Source organism: Streptomyces diversicolor (assembly GCF_057537855.1).
In genome coordinates, this window is sequence record NZ_BAAJXA010000057.1 from 26,618 (window position 1) to 42,726 (window position 16,109).

A 16,109-nucleotide genomic window follows, 5' to 3' on the forward strand; every position below is an offset into this window, starting at 1 on the left:
TCGTGATCCGCTTCGAGGACGTCAGCGTGACGTACGACGGTGCTGTCGAACCCACTGTCCGGGGGCTGGACTTCGAGGTGCCCGAGGGTGAACTCGTGCTGCTCGTGGGGCCGTCCGGGGTCGGCAAGTCCACGGTGCTGGGCGCGGTCGGCGGGCTCGTCCCGCACTTCACCGGGGGCACCCTGCGCGGCCGGGTCACCGTCGCGGGCCGCGACACCCGTACCCACAAGCCGCGCGAACTCGCCGACGTCGTCGGCACGGTGGGGCAGGATCCGCTCGCGCACTTCGTCACGGACACCGTGGAGGACGAACTCGCCTACGGCATGGAGTCGTTGGGGCTGGCGCCGGCGGTGATGCGGCGGCGCGTCGAGGAGACCCTGGATCTGCTCGGGCTTGCGGAGCTGCGGGACCGGGCCATCGGCACGTTGTCCGGTGGGCAGCGGCAGCGGGTCGCGATCGGGTCCGTGCTCACTCCGCACCCACGGGTGCTGGTCCTCGACGAACCGACGTCGGCGTTGGATCCGGCCGCCGCGGAAGAGGTGCTGGCGGTGCTTCAGCGTCTGGTGCATGACCTGGGGACGACGGTGCTGATGGCCGAGCACCGGCTGGAGCGGGTGATTCAGTACGCCGATCAGGTGCTGTTGCTGCCTTCGGTGGGGGGTGTGCCTGTGCTGGGCGCTCCCGCTGAGGTGATGGCGGTGTCTCCGGTGTTTCCGCCCGTGGTGGACCTGGGGCGGCTGGCGGGGTGGTCGCCGTTGCCCCTCACCGTCCGCGAGGCGCGCCGCTCCGCGGAGCGGCTGCGGTTGCGCCTCGCGGACGCCGCCCCTACGGCCCCGCCGCCCGCGACTGGCCGTCGTCCGGCCGTGGCGCCGTCGGGGCCGACCGAGCAGTTCCCCGCGGGCTCGCGGCGCTGGCCTCGACTCATACGGCGTCGTCCGGCTGCGGCGCCGTCGGGGTTGCTCGCGCAGTTCCCCGCGGGCTCGCGGCGCTGGCTTCGGCCCATGCGGCGTCATTCGGCTGCGGCGCCGTCGTCGTTGCTCGCGCAGTTCCCCGCGCCCCTTCAGGGCGATGGCGAGCCGTCGGCCGGAACAGGCGACGGGGCTGGGGCGAAGACAGACCCGCCGTCCATGACCGGCCAACCCCCGGCCGCGGCGCCGTCGTCGTTGCTCGCGCAGTTCCCCGCGCCCCTTCAGGGCGATGGCGAGCCGTCGGCCGAAATCGCCTCGGTGCGGGGGCTGGTGGTGTGGCGGGGGCGGGTTGAGGCTCTGGGTGGGGTTGATCTCACCGTCGGTCGTGGGGAGATCGTTGCTCTGATGGGGCGTAACGGGGCCGGGAAGTCCACGCTGCTCAACGCCCTGGTCGGGTTGGTCGAGCCTGGCTCGGGGAGTGTCCGGGTCGGCGGAGCCGTACCGCACCGCACCCCGCCGCGCGAACTGGTGCGGCGGGTGGGGCTGGTTCCGCAGGAGCCCCGGGATCTGCTGTACGCCGACACCGTGGGCGCCGAGTGCGCCGCCGCCGACCGGGACGCGGGTGCCGAGCCCGGTACCTGCCGTGCGCTGGTGTCGGAGCTGCTGCCCGGGATCACCGACGACACGCACCCGCGTGACCTGTCCGAGGGCCAGCGGCTGGCGCTCGCGCTGGCCGTGGTGCTGGCCGCCCGTCCGCCGCTGCTCCTGCTGGACGAGCCGACCCGCGGCCTGGACTACGCGGCCAAGGCCCGCCTGGTCGCACTGTTGCGCGGGCTCGCCGCCGAGGGGCACGCGGTCGTCCTGGCCACGCACGACGTGGAGCTGGCCGCCGAGCTGGCGCACCGGGTGGTGCTGCTCGCCGACGGTGAGGTGATCGCCGACGGCCCGACCGCCGACATCGTGGTCTCCTCACCCTCCTTCGCCCCCCAGGTCACCAAGATCCTCGCCCCGCAGAAATGGCTCACGGTGACCCAGGTGAGGGAGGCGCTGGCATGACGGCGCAGACCCCCCACGCCAGGGCCGTACGGATCGGACCCCGTTCCGTTGCCGCGCTCGGGCTCGTCGGGGCCGTCGGGGTGGTCGCCTTCGGGTGGCCCTTTCTCGCTTCGCCGGGCTCGGGGATCAGCGCTCATGCGCAGGACGCGCCGTGGCTGTTCGCCGGACTGCTGGTGCTGCTGCTCGCGGTCGTCACGGCGGCGATCTCCGAGTCGGGTCTTGGTCCGAAGGCGGTGGCGATGCTGGGCGTGCTGGCCGCGACCGGCGCGGCGCTGCGGCCGATCGGCGCGGGTACGGCGGGGATCGAGCCGATGTTCTTCCTGATGGTGCTCAGCGGACGCGTCCTGGGCCCCGGCTTCGGCTTCGTACTCGGCTCGCTCACCATGTTCGCGTCCGCGTTGCTGACCGGCGGGGTGGGGCCGTGGCTGCCGTTCCAGATGCTGGCGATGGGCTGGTTCACGATGGGCGCGGGCCTGCTCCCGGGCCCGGACCGGCTGCGCGGGCGGGCCGAACTCGCGCTGCTGGCCGGGTACGGCTTCCTCGCCGCGTTCGCGTACGGCACCGTCATGAACCTCGCGGGCTGGCCCTTCATGGGCGCTCTGGCCTCGAACATCGCCTTCGACCCGCAGGCCGCGGTCCCCGCCAACCTGGCCCGGTTCGTCGCCTACTGCCTGGCCACGTCGCTCGGTTGGGACCTGGGCCGGGCCGTCTGCACGGTGCTGCTGACCCTCGTCCTCGGACCGGCGCTGCTGCGGGCGCTGCGCCGGGCCACCCGGCGGGCCGCTTTCGAGACCGCGGTCACATTCGACGCCCCCGGCCGTTGACCTCTGGGTGAGCGTTCGTACGCGGTGGGTGGGCGGTGCGGTGAGCCGCCCCACATGACGCAGGTCACCTACGAAGCCGGATAGCAGACCCACTTGTCCGATATGTCCCGCAGTGCACCCCCGCTGACCTGCACCGTGCGAGCCAGGTCACACAAACGACCTTTCCCGCTTATGCGGCCACAACTAGTAAAAGGGGTTATTGCGGACAAGTTTCCGGCCTGCTTCTCTGGATCCCGTCGCCAGGCGCCGACGCACCCACCCGGGTCGCGGCGCCGACGTACGCCCACCCCGCGGAACGCGGCGGTGACGCGTACCGGGCGGCCCCCCGTCCCCAACGCAAGAGGTTCTCTGTGTCCGTCTCGTTCGTCCGTCGCTTCGCCGCCCCCAAGAGGGCCCTCGCCGTCGCCGCCGTCGCCGCGGCCACCACCGGTATGGTGCTGACCTCGTCGCCCGCCCAGGCCGCGCCCGCCTCGGACTCCTCGGCCCGGACGATCGCGAAGCAGATGATTCCGGACGCCGCGCAGTACAACGCGTTCAGCAAGATCGTCGAGCGTGAGAGCGGCTGGAACGTCAACGCCACCAACAAGTCCTCCGGCGCCTACGGTCTGGTCCAGGCGCTGCCCGCCCACAAGATGGGGTCCGCCGGCTCCGACTGGAAGACCAACCCGGCCACCCAGATCAAGTGGGGCCTGGACTACATGAAGTCCCGCTACGGCAGCCCCACCGCCGCGTGGACCTTCTGGCAGGCCCACGGCTGGTACTGACCCGCACCCCGCACCCGCCCGCGCCCTCACGCCTCACGGCGCGGGGGCGCGGCTCGCTCGATCGGCGCGGGCTTCAAAGGTCGTCTTCGTCGACGGGTTCGGGGTCGCGGACGTAGGCCAGGTCGAGTACGTAGCGTTCGGTGACCGGGCTGTTGTTCCACGCCTGGGTGAGGTGGTCCTCGAAGGTGTCGTCCGTGGGGTGGTCGAGGGTGGTCGCGTAGTAGTCGGCGACCGCTTGCCGGTTCTCCCACCAGGCATGACCTTCGTAGACACCGGGCCGGGGCAGGGTCATTTCTCCCGCAGGCCCGTACTCAAGCTGGTTGACGACGAGGATGCCGGTTTCGGACTCGATACTCACGGGGACCCGGCCTTCCGCGTGGGCGGGCGGGGCCGGCGGGGTGTCCCAGACACGGATGGCGACTTCGACGTCGATGTCGGGTTGCAGGCTGAGGAGATACAGGTGGTAGCCGTTGCCGGCCACCACCTGCCTGCGGGCAGCGGCCATGGCATCGTCGTCGCTCAGGTAGGCGTCGGCGTCGTACACCTCCACGACGCGGCGGGCCGGTGTGGCCTTGCAGCTGTATTCGGCCAGGAGTGCCATGAGCCGCTGCCCTTCTGCTAGTTGGTGACCTTCATGTAAAAGGCGTCACCGTCGAGGATCCGGTTGAGGGTGTACATCTGGTCGAGCCTACGGCCGCCGGTCTCATTGTCGTCGCCGTCGATCAGCCGGACGGAGAAGCGGTTGTCGCCCTTGGTGGAACCTTCCTTCGTGGAGGCGAAGGGGTACGTCGCACTGCAAGTCGGTTCCCTTGTAGTCACCCCACACCTTCTCGCATTCCTTGATCGAACGCGCGCGGTTCTTCTTCTGCTTCTCCTTGTCGACCAACCGGTTGTAGACGCCGCCTCCGGTGAAGGGGGCGGCGTTGGGGGAGCCGGCGCTGAGGTCCATCGTGACGGTCGAGAAGACGCGCTGCTGGTTGCCCTGCTCGAACAGGGCGCCCTGGTCCGGTGAGGTATAGGTGAGGGTCCAGTTCGGCTTGGTGTCCCATACGCCGAGCAGTTCGTCGCGCTCCAGGCTCTGCGGCGCGGTCACCTTGGGGTCCGGGTCACTGGTGGATGCGTTGACGCTGTGGTGGAAGTGCTGCCCGACCCGCCACTTGGTGGCGTCTTCGGTGGGTATGGGCTGGACGCGTATGTTCTCGACACTGGCGACGTAGTCGACGCGTCGGCTGCCGTCGTAGGCGAAGCCGAGGACCCATTGGTCGAACCAGAGGCGGCCGAGCGTAGTGGTGCCCCTGACGTCCCGTAGGACCAGGTCGAAGGGGCGCTTCTGGCAGCTTTCGAAGCGGGACTTGATCCACCCGGTACATATAAGGCAAGTTGGCCGAGTTTCTACACGTGATCACGGCCACGTCCGTTGTCGGCGCCCTGGTACCTACGCGGGCAGCGCGTTGTCAGCACGAGCAGGGCGCCCAGCTCCAAGCCGATGAAGCCGGGGCGGGCTTCGCTCAGGCTGGCCCGTCCTGCCGCACCACCTGGTCTTCGGCCCGTTGGTGGCGGGTACGGTTGCGGTCGGTAGGTAGAGGACGGGCCGGTGGCGGGTGGCGGGGTGGCACCTTGGGGGTGAGCCTCGGTCAGGGCGCCGGGCGAGACGCGGGAGGTGGCGTGGTGAGCGGCGCACAAGGTGGGGGCGGCGGACTTCCGGGGCCGCTGAGGCTGCCCGATCCGGGCGACATCCTCAACGACAGCGGCCTCGACCAGCTCGACTTCGCGGGCATACTCGAACTCGCGCGTGCCTTCGTCGACGCCGACGCGGTGGAGCAGGCCGCCGCACTCGCGGCGCGCGCCACCGGCTCCGACGACGGGAAGCTGCGTGCGGCCGGCGTACTCGTCACCGCCCTGGTGCAGATCGTCAGGAAGAAGCCGAAGGACGCGCTGAAAACCATCCAGAGGCTGGGCGAGTCCTCGGACCCGGACATCGCCGCCGAGGTCTTCCTCACGCGGGGCATGGCGCTGCACGCCCGCCGCAAGTGGGCCGACGCCGACGCCAACTACCAACTGGCCATGATGCTCCGCAACGGCGCCACCTCTGGCCTCGCCGCCATCCACCTCGGCTTCCTGCGTGCGGGGTTCGGCGAAGAGGAGGAGGCGGCGCAGAACTTCGTCGCCGCGACCAGTTGCGGTGACCCCGTGGTCACCGCGCAGGCCCAGCTCGAACTCGCCCTCGTACTCGACCGCAATGGCCGGCGTGACGCCGCGATCGAGCGGTATCGCGCCGCGATGAGCAGCCCGCGTCCCAACGTTGCGCTGCACGCGGCGTTCAACCTCGCCGGGCTGCTCCGGGACGGTGGTGGCCCCGAAGCGGCCGAGGAATCACGCGACCTGCTCGAACGTGTTCGCGCCACCGGGCATCCCGGGTACGCGCCCAAGGCCGCGGTCGACCTCGCGGTCGGGCGCCTGGAGGGGAACCAGACCGACGGCGTGGTCGAACTGCTCACCCTCGGCACCAGCTCGGCCGACCCTGCGGTCTCCGCGCTGGCCCATCTGCATCTCGGCTCCTGCCTCGCGGATCCCGTGCAGGCCGATCGGCACCTCGCCATCGCCGAGAAGACCGGACCACGTGAGATCAAGCGGGCCGCGGCGCAGACTCGCAAGCTGCGGCGTGCGCGTTGATCTTTGACCGTGGGGGCCCGCGGCGCTGGCTTCGACATCGTTCGGCTACGGCTGCGCCGCGCCGGCCCCACGGTCACGCCGCCCCCAGCGGCCCGACGCCCCCGGCTGCGGCACCATCGTGGTTGATCGCGCAGTTCCCCGCGGGCCCGCGGCGCTGGCTTCGACACCGTTCGGCTACGGCTGCGCCGCGCCGGTCCCACGGCCACCCAACCCCAGCGAACCACCGACCCCGGCTGCGGCGCCGTCGTGGTTGATCGCGCCGTTCCCCGCGCCCCTTCAGGGCGCCAACCTCGGCGCCGCTCAGGTACGCCTGCGCCACGCAAAACCCACGGCCACGCCAACCCCAGCCGCCCGCCGTCCCCGGCTGCGGCGCCATCGTGGTTGATCGCGCCGTTCCCCGCGCCCCTTCAGGGCGCCAACACCAGCGCCGTTCAGATACGGCTGCGCCACACCAACCCCAGCCGCCCGCCGTGCCCGGCTGCCGCGCCGTCGTGGTTGATCGCGCCGTTCCCCGCGCCCCTTCAGGGCGCTAACACCGGCGCCGTTCAGTTGCGGCTGCGCCGCGCCAACCCCAGCCGCCCGCTGTGCCCGGCTGCGGCGCCGTCGTGGTCACTCGCGCAGCGGTGGAGTGGTCATGTGGGGGTGATCTGGAGTTGTTTTATGCCGTTTATCCAGGATGAGCGGAGTCTGCGGGGGGTGTCGGAGAGTTTCAGGTTGGGCATGGTGTCGGCTATGGCATGGAAGATCAGGTTGATTTCCAGGATCGCCAGGGACTTGCCCAGGCAGTAGTGCGGGCCGCCGCCGCCGAAGCCGAGGTGGGGGTTGGGGTCGCGGGTGATGTCGAAGGTGTCCGGGTCCGTGAACACGTCGGGGTCGTGGTTGGCGGAGGCGTAGAAGAGGCCGACCCGGTCGCCCTTCTTGATCTGACGTCCGCCCAGCTCGGTGTCCTGCGTGGCGGTCCGCTGGAAGGCGTTGACGGGCGTCGCCCAGCGGACGATCTCCTCCGCCGCGGTCTGAGGCCGCTCCCGCTTGTAGTGGTCCCACTGGTCGGGGTGGGTGAGGAAGGCGTGCATGCCGTGGGTGATGGCGTTGCGGGTGGTCTCGTTGCCCGCGACGGCCAGCATCAGCACGAAGAAGCCGAACTCGTCCGAGTTGAGGTTGCCCTCGTCCTCGGCGGCGACCAGCGTGCTGACGATGTCCTTGGCCGGGCACTGCTTGCGCTCGGCGGCCATGTTCATGGCGTACGCGAGGATCTCGGTGGCCGCCTCCGAGCTGACCTCCTCGGTGATCGCGTACTCGGGATCGTCGTACGCGACCATCTTGTTGGACCACTCGAAGATCTTCGACCGGTCCTCCTGCGCCACGCCGATCAGCTCCGCGATCGCCTGGAGAGGCAGCTCGCAGGCGACCTCGGTGACGAAGTCGAACGGCCCGGAGCGGGCCAGCGCGCCCTGGACGATCGCCTGCGCCCGGGCCCGCAGCCGGTCCTCCAGCGCGCGGATGGCCCGCGGTGTGAAGCCGCGCTGCACGATCTGCCGGACCCTGGTGTGCTCGGGCGGGTCCATGTTGAGCAGGATCAGTCGCTGCGCGTCGATGGCGTCCCGTTCGATGTGCTCGTTGAAGCGGATGATCGCGGTGTTCAGGGACGAGGAGTAGATCTCCGGGTGGGTGGAGACGTAGCGGACGTCCTCGTGCCGGGTCACGGCCCAGTAGCCGTCGTCGGCGAAGCCGGCCACGCCGTGCGGCTGCGGTATCCAGCGCACCGGCTCGGCCCGGCGCAGCTCGGCGAACTCCGGCAGCGGCACGCGGTGGTGCAGCAGATCGGGGTCGGTGAAGTCGAACCCGTCGGACAGCGCGGGACAGGGCATGTGCGACTCACTCCCACCATTCTGACGGACCATCAGGAAATCCCGGTCGCCGCGACGGTAGTAACGGGTTCTACAAGTCGCAAGGGGCAGAGCGACCCCAATTGCGCGCGACCTCTTGCGGTGACCGACGGACGGTCAGCAAACTGCACACAGAACTGGTACGCGTTCTAGTTCTGCGTGGCGGGCCGGGCCGGGACGCCCCGCGCCGCGCGGGTGACCGAGGAGAGGACGTTCCCCCATGGCCGCGGAACCCGTGATCGTCGAGGCGGTACGCACCCCGATCGGCAGGCGCGGCGGCGCGCTCGCCAACCTCCATCCCGCCTATCTCCTGGGCGAGACCTACCGTGAACTGCTGGGCCGCACCGGCATCCCCGCCGACTGCGTCGAGCAGATCGTCGGCGGTACGGTGACCCATGCCGGCGAGCAGTCCATGAACCCCGCGCGTACGGCCTGGCTGACCGTGGGCCTGCCGTACGAGACGGCGGCGACGACCGTGGACTGCCAGTGCGGCTCCTCGCAGCAGGCCGCGCACATGGTGGCCAACATGGTCGCGGCCGGCGTCATCGACGTCGGGATCAGCTGCGGCGTCGAGGCCATGTCGCGGGTGCCGCTCGGCTCGGGCTCCAAGCACGGTCCGGGCAAGCCGTTCCCCGACGAGTGGAACGTGGACCTGCCCAACCAGTTCGAGGCGGCGGAGCGCATCGCCCGCCACCGCGGCCTCACCCGGGAGAACGTCGACGCGCTGGGCCTGCTCTCCCAGGAGCGGGCCGCCAACGCCTGGGCCGAGGAACGCTTCAAGCGCGAGACGTTCGCCGTGCAGGTCCCCACCACCGAGGAGGAGCAGCACGCCGGGCAGGGCATGTGGCGGCTGGTCGACAAGGACGAGGGGCTGCGCGACACGTCCATGGAGGCGCTGGCCCGGCTGAAGCCGATCATGCCGACGGCCGTGCACACCGCGGGCAACTCCTCGCAGATCTCGGACGGTTCGGCGGCCCTCATGTGGGCGTCCAAGCGGATGGCGCGGGCGCTGAAGCTCAGGCCGCGGGCGCGGATCGTCGCGCAGGCCCTGGTGGGCGCCGACCCGCACTTCCACCTCGACGGGCCGATCGACGCGACGAAGGCGGTGCTGGGCAAGGCCGGGATGAGCCTGAAGGACATCGACCTGGTCGAGATCAACGAGGCGTTCGCCTCGGTGGTGTTGAGCTGGGCGCAGGTCTTCGAGCAGGACCTGGCGAAGGTCAATGTCAACGGCGGTGCGATCGCCCTCGGGCACCCCGTCGGGTCGACCGGGGCCCGCCTCATCACCACGGCGCTGCATGAACTGGAGCGCACCGACAAGGAGTTCGCGCTCATCACCATGTGCGCGGGCGGTGGCCTGGCCACCGGCACGATCATCCAACGGCTCTGAACATGCCACCGGCCTCATGCGACAAGCACCCTTAAGCTACGGGCGTGCACTACAGCGAACTTGAGGCGGACGTTCTCCGGATGATCGTCGCGGCCACCGAGGATGACGTTCGTGCCTTCGGCGAGGAGACGGTCACCCGTCTGGTGCGGCCGGAACTGCTCGACGGTGCGGACGAGGACGAACTCACCGAAGAGGCCCGTGCGGCGCTGACCACCGCCTGCGCGAACGTCCTGACGATCAGCGCCGCCGAACTGCACGACGCGCTCGCGGCGATCTATGACGGCATCCTGGTCGAAGACGATCTGGACCCCGGAGTCCTCACCGCCATCCGCGCGTTGGCGCATTGGCACAGCTACTTGGAGCAGAACCGGCGCGGCGAACTCTACGAACTCGCCATCCGTTCCATCGAGGAGGTCGACCACGAGGTCTCCGCCGACCTCGACGACTTCCTCGCCACACCGGAGATGGCCGCCGAGTACGAGCGCATCCGCCGACTCCTTGACCCCGGCGCGGGGCAGTAACGCGGGACCCGCTGCATGTAGTCCTCACGGTCAGCCCCGCATCCGCGGCGGCGGGCAGCAGGGCTGCAGCACGCTGCTCGTCCTCGGCCAGGCGGAAGGGCGGCCCAACTGGCGACGGGGGGTGACTTCGGTGAACACCGGGACGGGCAGTTCCGTGGCCGGGTGGTGCGGATGTCGACGTTGGCTGGACAACGCCCGGCGTGCCGGCCTCCGTGCCGTCGCTCCGCTCGGCGGGTGGCAGCAGGCCCTGATCAACGCCGGCCTCATCCTCGGTGACTGCTCCACCGCGTCGGCGGGTGGGGCACTGCACGCCTGCCGCCACAAACGAGCGGGAATCCCGAAGCCGAACAAACACTCTAGGTGATAATGTCGTCACTCTCAGAGCTGGGCCTTCATCAGATGCCTGCGCCTGGAGGAGACATGGCGAAGAAGTGGGAAGCCGATCCCGAAGCGTCCTTCGCACGGCGGCTGGGCAAGTCGTCTCTTGAGCTGGGGCAGACTTCCGGGAACACCGGCTGCCCTGACATGTGGGAGCTGGACAACGGAGATGTCGCGGTCATCGGTGCGGATCTGACCGCTTCCTACGAGGGGCGGCTTCCGGACGACGTGCGGGTCGATCCCGGAGAACGGCTGGTCATCATCCCCCGGGCGACGATCCTCGCGGCCAAGGCGGACATCCCGGATGCGTAGTCCGCTGCACGGTGCGGTGGGAGAGCGTATGGCGCTCAAGGACTACTACGCCGACTTCGAGAAGTACTTCTGGCACTGCGGCGATCTCGGATTCTGGAAACTTGAGCGGCAGCAGACATTCAGGGAACCCGGCTACGACAGCTGGGAGGCATTCTGGCGTGGCGACTGGGATGAGTCCCTGCGCTTGCTGGAAGCGGGCCGCGCGGACATGGCGGAGTACCACCGCAAAGTCGAGCAGAACGGCTTCGTGGCCCGGCGGGCCCGCGTGATCGAGGAACCGCTGAGCGACTACATGCAGTGGGAGCTCCACGCGCTGCGGATCCGGGACCAGTGCGGGGGCCCCATCCATGTCACCGACGCGGACCGAGTGGCCCAGTACGAGCAGGACGGCCCGCTGCCCGAGATCTCCACTCTCGGAAACCAGGTGATGTATCAGGCGCTCTACGACGAACGGGGCATCCTGGTCGCCGCGCTGAAGTTTGTCGACCGCCAACTCGTCCTGCGTTGCCGGGAGCTCATCATGAGCATCTACAACGCCGGTGAGTCCTTGGCGCACTGGTTTGACGGGCATGTGGCGCCCCTTCCGCCCCCGCAGCGCCAAGCACCGAGATGAGAGAAGACGTCCCGGGTCACGTCAACCGGTTCGACGGCCCGGCTTCGGCACACACGGTCGTGCAGGCCGGCGAGGTCAGCGGCGGGGTGCATTTTCATCACCCGGAGCCGCTGCCCGCGCCTGTCATCGTGCCGCATCAGTTGCGCAGCTCCGTACGCCACTTCGTCAACAGGTCCGAGGAACGAGCCCGCCTCAGCAGTCTTGTGGCGGACCGCCATGACGAGCCGAATGTGGTGCGCGTAGCGCCTATCACCGGGACTGCCGGAGTCGGCAAGACCTCACTGGCACTGCATTGGGCGCACAGCATCCGGTCGCATTTCCCAGGGGGTGAGCTCTACGCCAACCTGCGGGGCTACACCGCGGGCTCCCCTGTTACACCGCAGGAAGTACTGGGCCGCTTCCTGGAGGACCTCGGCGTCCCCGCCACACATGTGCCGGCCGAACCGGAGCGCCGGGAGACGATGTTCCGGTCGCTGCTCGCCGAGCGCCGCATGCTGCTCGTACTCGACAATGCCGCGGACAGCTCGCAGGTCCGCCCGCTGCTGCCTGCCACCTCCGGTTGCCTCGTCGTGGTGACCAGCCGGGATGACCTGTCCGGCCTGGTCCGCCAAGAGGGCGCACTACGCGTGGACGTCACAACGTTCCCCACGACGGACGCCGTGGAACTGCTGCGTGCCGCCACCGCCGATTACCGGACCAGCGACCATCGGGGAGACTTGGCGACGCTGGCCCGGCTGTGCGCGGGACTGCCTTTGGCGCTGTGTATCGCCGCCGAACGCGCGGCGGGCTGGCCATCCATGCCGCTCGGCGAGCTGATCGACGACCTGCGCGACGAATCGGCCCGGTGGAGCGTTCTGACAGCCGAGGCCGAGGAGGGGTCCGACGCAATGCGCAGCGTTTTCGAGTGGTCTTACCGAGCGCTGTCCGACCCCGCGGCTCAGTTGTTCCGACGGCTCGGCCTGCACCCTGGCAACGAGTTCGGCCTGCCCGCCGCCGTGAGCCTGGCCGGGAGCGACCCGGCCCACGTACGGGGCCTGTTGGACACCTTGGTGCGAGCCCATCTGCTGGAGCGACGCCCCGCCGGTCGCTACGAGTTCCATGACCTGCTGCGGGCCTATGCGGCGGAGCAGGTCCGGCGGGAGGAGAGCGAGACGGAGCGGACCGAGACCCTCAGACGCTGTCTCGGCTGGTACCTCCACACCGCGTACGCGGCACAGTGCGCCATGGCGCCGTTCGACCGCTACGACCTGGACGACCGGATCCCCGCACCCGCCACGGCCCTCCACTTCGAGAACTACCAGTCGGCGTTCGACTGGTACCGCGCGGAAAGCGCCAACCTCGTCACCGCCACTCGCGCCGCCGCCGATGCCGGATTCCCGGAGATCGCCTGGCGATTGGCCGTGGTGATGCGGGCCGTCTACATGCACCAGAACGCCTTCGACGACTGGGAGGCCACTGCCCGCATCGGCGTCGAGGCCGCAGCACGCGCCGGAGAGCAGCACGGTGAGGCGGAGGCGCTCGAAACTCTGGGCAAGGCTGCCTTCCAGGCATTGCGGCTCGATGAGGCGGAGGAGCATCACCGCGCCTCACTGGCCCTTCGCCGGTGTATCGGCGACCGCCGTGGCATGGGGGTGTCCGTCAATGCTCTCGGACTGCTCGGACTGCGTCGGAGACGACTCGACGAGGCCAGGGCGCACTTCACGGACGGCGCGGAGATCTTCCGTGAACTCGGCGATCGCCGATGGAGGGCATTGGTGCGGAGCAACCTCGCGGAGACGCTGTGCGAACTCGGCCAGGGCGACGAGGCCCGAACCCTCATCGAGCAGGTGCTGGCCGATTTCCGCCAACTCGGTGACCGCGCGTGCGAGGGCAATGCCCTGTGCCTGCTGAGCTGGGCACAGCGCACATCAGACGAGCCCGAAGCGGCTGCCCGCTCGATCCGCGCCGCCTTGTCGATCGCTGATGACGAGAACAACCAGGTGTGGCAGGGGCATTGGGGTACCGAAGCAGCACGAGTCGAGCGAGCACTCGGGAATCCTGAAGAAGCCCTCCGCCTGTTCCAGAAGTCCGCCGCCGTTCAGCAGAAACTCGGTGATGCGTCCCGGGAGGCTGCCGCGCTGGACGGAGCGGGCGAGGCATGCCAGTCGCTCGGGCGCTTCGAGGAGGCAGCGGAGCTGCACCGACGCGCCACGCTTACCTACCGCCGGCTCGACTCCCCCTGGCAACTCGCCCGCGCCCAGGCACATCTGGCCGATGCGCTGACGTCCCTGGGCGATCACGAAGCGGCACGCGCCGCCCGAGGGGAAGCGCTGCGTCTGCTCGGTTCGTTCGACGATCCCAGAGCAATCGCGCTCACAGAGAAGGTGGCACGGTGCCTGAGTGATGACGGCAGATAGCTAATCGTCAGCCGCTACGGGCTCCGAAGCCGTGATCCATACGGGCGCGTCGGCGCAGTCCAGACGGATTCCGTCGACTGGGGTGAGGCTGGTCCGCAGGACCTTCAACCGACGGCCGTTGACCGTTGCCGTAGGGCCGAGGTTCGGGCCCATGAAATGGAACGTCCGCACCTGGTTGTGGACCTGGCGCGCGGTCATTGCGGTGTCGACTGCGAAGAACTCCGGTTCCAGCAACCCCGCATAACTGACACCGTCGGCGGACTGCGGCTCGCCTGCCGATGGGTCTCGCACCCGGTCCAGGGCAATGCTCAGCTGTTCGCGCAGCACCGGGGACAGATCAGTCCACAGGCTCCGGGGAGTCACCTCGTCCGGCAACGGAACGCCGCCTTGCTGGGTCAGCACCGGGCCGGTGTCGAATTCCTCGTCCATACGGTGAACTGTCACGCCCAGGTCCGGGTCGCCCTTGCGGATCGCCCAGAGCACTGGGGCCGGGCCGCGATATTTGGGCAGCAGCGAGGAGTGGATGTTGCCGGCAGCAGGTCGACGCCCGCCGGCAGCGCTGCGGTGATCTCGCCTGCAATGCGTGCCGCGCTCTCGTCCGCGGGCTTGCGGGGGCGCATAGAACGCGAGAACGCGTAGACGACCGGGTCATGGCCCGCTGCGGCGCACGTTTCGTGCAGAGCGGCGAACTCTGCCGTGCCGAAGGAGATCAAGCCTAAGCGCTCCGCTGGACGTGCCGCGATATGCGGTCGGTCGTCTGCGGCAGCGTGGTGGCTGGTCGCGCCCGCGCGGCGGAGCCGCATATCGATACAGCCCCGCGCCCCTTCGGGCGCTGTCGAACCGCAGCGTTCAGATGCGCTTTGTGCTGGTCCATTCCAGGAACGACGTGAACGGTGCGGGCCCGAAGGCGAGGTGCGGGCCTGTGGGGTTCTTGGAGTCTCTTACGGCCACGGTGGCCTTCGGCAGTTCGGCGACCTCTACGCAGCTGCCGCCCTGATCGCCGCTGTACGTCGACTTACGCCAGGCCAGGGCGCCGAGTGGTGCACACTCCACGCAGTTGCCGCCCTGGTCACTGCTGTAGCTGGACTTGCGCCACTTGCTCTCCATAGCGGTCCTCCCTCACACGCCGGATCAACTCCGCCGAGTCCTTCAGGGACAGCGTTCTCACGGTCGGGCCGCCCGGAGGGCGTCTCATCCCAGGGCGACCCGACTGCTTGGCTCTCTCCGCCGACGTCCCCGGAGCGGGCCTCAGACGCGCTTCGCGCCCGCCCACTCCACGAACGACGTGAACACCGCGGGCTCGAACGCGAGGTGCGGGCCTGCGGGGTTCTTGGAGTCTCTTACGGCAACGGTGGCCGAGAGTTCGGCAATCTCCAGGCACTGGCCGCCCTGGTCACCGCTGTATGTCGACTTGCGCCAGGTCAGGGCGCCGAGCGTGGCGCACTCAACGCAATCACCGCCCTGATCGCCGCTGTAGCTGGACTTACGCCACTTGCTCTCCATAGCGGTCCTCCCTCACACGCCGGATCAACTCCGCCGAGTCCTTCAGGGACAGCGCGGCGGCCTGAAGATGATCGTAACGGAGCGAGCAGTCCTTGACGGTGTCCGGGTTGGCGGTGGGGTGCCCACTACCGTAGCCCTCGGTGTAGACGATGGTCGGGTCGTCCACGAAGCGGTAGATGTCGAACGAGCCCTGCAACCCCGCGTGCTCCCCAGCTGAAAACGGCAGGACCTGAATGTTGATCCGAGGATGGCCCTCGAAGGACAGCAAATGGTCCAGTTGATCACGCATAGTTTTGGCACCACCGATCTCCTGGCGTAGTGCGGCTTCGCCGATGATCGCCCAGTAGACGCATGGCTCCTTCCTATCGAAGATGCGCTGCCGGGCCAGTCGTACAGCAATTCGGTCGTCCAGGTTGGTTGCATCCACCACTCCGAGCACAGCACTTGCGTACGCCGGGGTCTGGAGCAGACCGAGGACCATGTGCGTCTGAAACGAACAGACCTCGGTCGCCCTCATCTCCAGCTCGGCCACCTGCTGGAACCACGCCGGGAGTTGGCTGCGCATCACCAGCTCCACGAGCCGCGAAAGCAATCCGCCCGTCTCCAGCGCCGTGTCCGCCCGTTCGCTGAAGTCCTGCGTCGGCAACTTGCGGGCCGTTTCGATCTGGCCGACAAGAGAGCCCGTGTAGTTGAGGATGTCGCCGAGTTGCCGCTGGGTCAGTCCCGCCGCCTCTCGATGTCGGCGCAACTCGAAGCCGTAGAAGTCGAGCGGCGACGCCCCCGGGTCGAGTACGTTGATGTGGGTCACGGACGGTTCCCCTCTCGCGCAACTCGGTCCACGGCGGGACCTGTTGTATCCGTTCCATAGCCGAGCGTAGTCGCGGC

General features: G+C 69.2%; 16 protein-coding genes. 9 read left to right on the forward strand and 7 right to left on the reverse strand.

All coding sequences use genetic code 11. The features are described from left to right. The first annotated feature begins 2 nt into the window (after positions 1-2). The 3 genes from AC27LF_RS40760 (at position 3) to AC27LF_RS40770 (ending at position 3,552) form a co-directional block, all read left to right on the forward strand. Complete coding sequence (locus AC27LF_RS40760; protein WP_479658186.1) at positions 3-1,964, forward strand: ABC transporter ATP-binding protein; 1,962 nt, start codon at positions 3-5, stop codon at positions 1,962-1,964. Continuing rightward, positions 1,961-2,788: an ECF transporter S component gene (locus AC27LF_RS40765; RefSeq protein WP_479658187.1), complete on the forward strand. Its 828-nt coding sequence runs from the start codon at positions 1,961-1,963 to the stop codon at positions 2,786-2,788. Before AC27LF_RS40760 ends, AC27LF_RS40765 begins: the two co-directional genes overlap by 4 nt. Before the next feature lie 350 nt (positions 2,789-3,138). Then, on the forward strand, positions 3,139-3,552 hold the full coding sequence (locus AC27LF_RS40770) for an aggregation-promoting factor C-terminal-like domain-containing protein (RefSeq protein ID WP_479658188.1): 414 nt from the start codon (positions 3,139-3,141) through the stop codon (positions 3,550-3,552). Between the two features lie 73 nt (positions 3,553-3,625). On the opposite strand, the gene AC27LF_RS40775 is transcribed toward AC27LF_RS40770, so the two are convergent. Together AC27LF_RS40775 and AC27LF_RS40780 are read right to left on the reverse strand one after the other, a co-directional pair. Continuing rightward, positions 3,626-4,153: a hypothetical protein gene (locus AC27LF_RS40775; RefSeq protein WP_479658189.1), complete on the reverse strand. Its 528-nt coding sequence runs from the start codon at positions 4,151-4,153 to the stop codon at positions 3,626-3,628. A gap of 17 nt (positions 4,154-4,170) precedes the next feature. Then, positions 4,171-4,371 (reverse strand): NucA/NucB deoxyribonuclease domain-containing protein, encoded by a 201-nt coding sequence (locus AC27LF_RS40780; RefSeq protein WP_479658190.1) that lies wholly within the window; start codon positions 4,369-4,371, stop codon positions 4,171-4,173. An 849-nt stretch (positions 4,372-5,220) separates the two neighbouring features. Here AC27LF_RS40780 and AC27LF_RS40785 point away from each other — a divergent pair. Further along, positions 5,221-6,225, forward strand: coding sequence for a tetratricopeptide repeat protein (locus tag AC27LF_RS40785; RefSeq protein ID WP_479658191.1), 1,005 nt, complete (start codon positions 5,221-5,223; stop codon positions 6,223-6,225). Positions 6,226-6,857: 632 nt separating this feature from the next. On the opposite strand, the gene AC27LF_RS40790 is transcribed toward AC27LF_RS40785, so the two are convergent. Then, complete coding sequence (locus AC27LF_RS40790; RefSeq protein WP_479658192.1) at positions 6,858-8,093, reverse strand: cytochrome P450; 1,236 nt, start codon at positions 8,091-8,093, stop codon at positions 6,858-6,860. Positions 8,094-8,331: 238 nt separating this feature from the next. Here AC27LF_RS40790 and AC27LF_RS40795 point away from each other — a divergent pair, with 238 nt between their 5' ends. From AC27LF_RS40795 to AC27LF_RS40815, 5 genes are all read left to right on the forward strand, one after another. Beyond that, on the forward strand, positions 8,332-9,501 hold the full coding sequence (locus tag AC27LF_RS40795; protein ID WP_479658193.1) for a steroid 3-ketoacyl-CoA thiolase: 1,170 nt from the start codon (positions 8,332-8,334) through the stop codon (positions 9,499-9,501). A gap of 44 nt (positions 9,502-9,545) precedes the next feature. Then, positions 9,546-10,022 (forward strand): hypothetical protein, encoded by a 477-nt coding sequence (locus AC27LF_RS40800; protein ID WP_479658194.1) that lies wholly within the window; start codon positions 9,546-9,548, stop codon positions 10,020-10,022. Between the two features lie 420 nt (positions 10,023-10,442). Next, complete coding sequence (locus tag AC27LF_RS40805) at positions 10,443-10,712, forward strand: hypothetical protein (RefSeq protein WP_307627757.1); 270 nt, start codon at positions 10,443-10,445, stop codon at positions 10,710-10,712. A 28-nt stretch (positions 10,713-10,740) separates the two neighbouring features. Next, a complete protein-coding gene (locus AC27LF_RS40810; protein WP_479664361.1) occupies positions 10,741-11,325 on the forward strand; it encodes a DUF6879 family protein in 585 nt (194 codons plus the stop codon). After that, positions 11,322-13,721 (forward strand): ATP-binding protein, encoded by a 2,400-nt coding sequence (locus tag AC27LF_RS40815; protein ID WP_479658196.1) that lies wholly within the window; start codon positions 11,322-11,324, stop codon positions 13,719-13,721. The genes AC27LF_RS40810 and AC27LF_RS40815 overlap by 4 nt, the downstream gene beginning before the upstream one ends. Here the strand turns inward: AC27LF_RS40815 and AC27LF_RS40820 are convergent, their stop codons facing one another. The 4 genes from AC27LF_RS40820 to AC27LF_RS40835 form a co-directional block, all read right to left on the reverse strand. Continuing rightward, positions 13,722-14,150: a hypothetical protein gene (locus tag AC27LF_RS40820; protein ID WP_479658353.1), complete on the reverse strand. Its 429-nt coding sequence runs from the start codon at positions 14,148-14,150 to the stop codon at positions 13,722-13,724. 420 nt (positions 14,151-14,570) lie between these two features. Beyond that, the gene (locus tag AC27LF_RS40825) at positions 14,571-14,828 is read right to left on the reverse strand and encodes a DUF397 domain-containing protein (protein WP_479658197.1); all 258 of its coding nucleotides are present in this window, start codon (positions 14,826-14,828) and stop codon (positions 14,571-14,573) included. Positions 14,829-14,969: 141 nt separating this feature from the next. Continuing rightward, positions 14,970-15,224 (reverse strand): DUF397 domain-containing protein, encoded by a 255-nt coding sequence (locus AC27LF_RS40830; RefSeq protein ID WP_479658198.1) that lies wholly within the window; start codon positions 15,222-15,224, stop codon positions 14,970-14,972. Further along, on the reverse strand, positions 15,205-16,032 hold the full coding sequence (locus AC27LF_RS40835) for a helix-turn-helix domain-containing protein (RefSeq protein ID WP_479658199.1): 828 nt from the start codon (positions 16,030-16,032) through the stop codon (positions 15,205-15,207). The genes AC27LF_RS40830 and AC27LF_RS40835 overlap by 20 nt, the downstream gene beginning before the upstream one ends. Positions 16,033-16,109 lie beyond the last annotated feature (77 nt).

Excerpts from the sequence above, each read along its gene's own strand:
- AC27LF_RS40820 (WP_479658353.1), bottom strand. The coding sequence starts at position 14,150 with ATGGACGAGGAATTCGACACCGGCCCGGTGCTGACCCAGCAAGGCGGC.
- AC27LF_RS40815 (WP_479658196.1), top strand. The coding sequence starts at position 11,322 with ATGAGAGAAGACGTCCCGGGTCACGTCAACCGGTTCGACGGCCCGGCT.
- AC27LF_RS40775 (WP_479658189.1), bottom strand. The coding sequence starts at position 4,153 with ATGGCACTCCTGGCCGAATACAGCTGCAAGGCCACACCGGCCCGCCGC.
- AC27LF_RS40795 (WP_479658193.1), top strand. The coding sequence starts at position 8,332 with ATGGCCGCGGAACCCGTGATCGTCGAGGCGGTACGCACCCCGATCGGC.
- AC27LF_RS40825 (WP_479658197.1), bottom strand. The coding sequence starts at position 14,828 with ATGGAGAGCAAGTGGCGCAAGTCCAGCTACAGCAGTGACCAGGGCGGC.
- AC27LF_RS40830 (WP_479658198.1), bottom strand. The coding sequence starts at position 15,224 with ATGGAGAGCAAGTGGCGTAAGTCCAGCTACAGCGGCGATCAGGGCGGT.
- AC27LF_RS40765 (WP_479658187.1), top strand. The coding sequence starts at position 1,961 with ATGACGGCGCAGACCCCCCACGCCAGGGCCGTACGGATCGGACCCCGT.
- AC27LF_RS40805 (WP_307627757.1), top strand. The coding sequence starts at position 10,443 with ATGGCGAAGAAGTGGGAAGCCGATCCCGAAGCGTCCTTCGCACGGCGG.
- AC27LF_RS40790 (WP_479658192.1), bottom strand. The coding sequence starts at position 8,093 with ATGCCCTGTCCCGCGCTGTCCGACGGGTTCGACTTCACCGACCCCGAT.
- AC27LF_RS40810 (WP_479664361.1), top strand. The coding sequence starts at position 10,741 with ATGGCGCTCAAGGACTACTACGCCGACTTCGAGAAGTACTTCTGGCAC.